General features: G+C 32.7%; 2 protein-coding genes and 1 pseudogene. All 3 read left to right on the plus strand.

The annotated features are described in order from the left end of the window. Positions 1–506: 506 nt before the first annotated feature. Entirely contained in the window at positions 507–740 is a 234-nt protein-coding gene (locus HX049_RS18265) for a transposase (RefSeq protein WP_286417804.1), read from the plus strand. Between the two features lie 32 nt (positions 741–772). Continuing rightward, positions 773–1,618, plus strand: a complete 846-nt coding sequence (locus HX049_RS18270; RefSeq protein ID WP_286417806.1) for an IS3 family transposase — start codon at positions 773–775, stop codon at positions 1,616–1,618. 191 nt (positions 1,619–1,809) lie between these two features. Next, positions 1,810–1,992: pseudogene (locus tag HX049_RS18275) on the plus strand (IS30 family transposase); the annotation flags it as partial. Positions 1,993–2,093: the final 101 nt, after the last annotated feature.

Raw genomic sequence — 2,093 nt, forward strand, 5'->3', positions numbered from 1 at the left:
TTTACAGAAGCGTTTTATACAATAACCAACTTACTATTTTGCAATCTAAAGTTTAAAATGACTTTTTAAGGTTCGACCAAGTAACAAAGAGGAGATCGCCATTAGCGATTTTCCCAATATTATATTTAGTTGGCCCCCACGTCAGTTAAACGCTACTAATGTTAGCTATAGCTTTGAGTTAAAGGAAATTTTAGATCCGACAATGGATCCCACTTTTGCCTTTGAGGTAAGTCGTGCTTTGTACAAACAAGAGGATTTGCGCAGCACTACTTTGGTGTATGATATCAATAAACCTAATTTGCTACCAGGCAAGCGTTATGCGTGGCGTGTACGCGCTATTTCTACCAATGGACTGGGAGAAAACAGCGTGTTTAAAAACAATGACTATAGTCAAGTTTACAGCTTTTGTAGGCTTCCCTAAAAATCGGACAGTTGTTAATTCGAAATTATTAACTTTAAACAAAACTGTCAAGTATGAAAACAAGTAATTTTAGTGAGAGCCAAACATTAAGGCTCTCAAAGAAAATGAACAGGGAAGATCAGTAAGTGAAATCTCTCGAGAATTAGGTATTGATAAGAGCACGTTTTACTATTGGAGAAAGAAGTATGGTGGAATGGAAAAACAAGAGTTGAAACGTTTAAAAGAACTTGAAGAAGAAAATCGCAAGCTCAAACAGATGTATGCTGATGTTAGTTTAGACAATAAAATGCTCAAAGATATTCTGTCAAAAAAGTTTTAAGCTCAGCAGATAAAATAGAAAGGGCAAAGTATCTGTTAGAGCAATATAAGTTATCCATCGTTCGTATTTGTTTATTAGTTGGGCTATGCCGATCAATGTGGTATTATCAAAGTAAAAAAGATGATACAGAGGTCATTGATAAACTAAGCGAATTAGCAGAACAATATCCTACTCGCGGCTTTGATGAGTACTATCATAAGATACGCAGAGAAGGACTTGTATGGAATAGAAAAAGAGTTCTACGTGTTTATCGCTTAATGAAACTAAGTCTAAGAAGAAAACATAAGAAACGTTTAATAACAAGAGTTAAACAGCCTTTAGAAACACCACAAGTACTCAATGAGTGTTGGAGTATGGACTTTATAAGTGACTTACTTACAGATGGAAGAAAAGTACGAGTTTTTAATGTATTAGACGACTGTAATAGAGAAGCAATAGCTATCGAAGCTGGATTAAGTTATCCTGCAAGGGCGGTAATAGAAACATTAGAAAACCTAAAACATGAAATAGGGACTCCAAAGTACATTAGATGTGATAACGGTCCTGAATTTATCTCTAAAACCTTTGTAAACTGGTGTAAGAAGAACTTTATAGAGATAAAATATACTCAACCTGGTAAACCAATGCAGAATGGATATATAGAACGTTTTAATCGATTTTTTAGAGAGGATATATTAGATGCTTTTTACTTCAATGATATTTACCAGTTACAAAGATTGGCTGATAAATGGAGAGAGGATTACAATTTTAACCATCCTCACAAAGCATTAGGGAATAAATCACCTAAAGAATATAAGCTCAGATTTGATGAAGAATTTAAATTCTTCATCAAATCTGAACATAATAAGAATTATTTGTCGAATTTAGAGGTGTCCTAAAATGGGGAAGCCTACACTTTACTTATACAAATGACAATAACATATATAAAAGTCTAATTATAAGCAATAAAGAACTGTTAATAAAAAAAATAGATTTTGAGAATGAAATGATTCGGTTTGGATTCTATAATCATATTCATCGAAATATTGAATGGAAGAGTACAGATAATAGTATTGTTCCTTATTTTTCTAAGGATAAAAAGCAAGGAGGAAAGCTTTATAAGCATCTACGAAATAAAGGGAGAAAATATCGTAAAAGAGGAAGCAATAAAGATAGTAGAGGATTAATATCGAACAGATTAGATATAGATCAAAGACCTGGTATTGTTGACAAAAAAGAAAGAATAGGAGACTTAGAAATTGATTTGATAATCCCACATTCCGCATTAGAAAAAGAAGTATATTTATTAAGTGTAATTCCTAACGCGTAGCGTTAGAAAAATTAAGCCTATGAATTTTGACCTATCCTTTACCA

Origin of the sequence: Myroides odoratimimus (genome assembly GCF_030326305.1) — a bacterium.
GTDB classification, from domain to species: Bacteria; Bacteroidota; Bacteroidia; order Flavobacteriales; family Flavobacteriaceae; genus Flavobacterium; species Flavobacterium odoratimimum_A.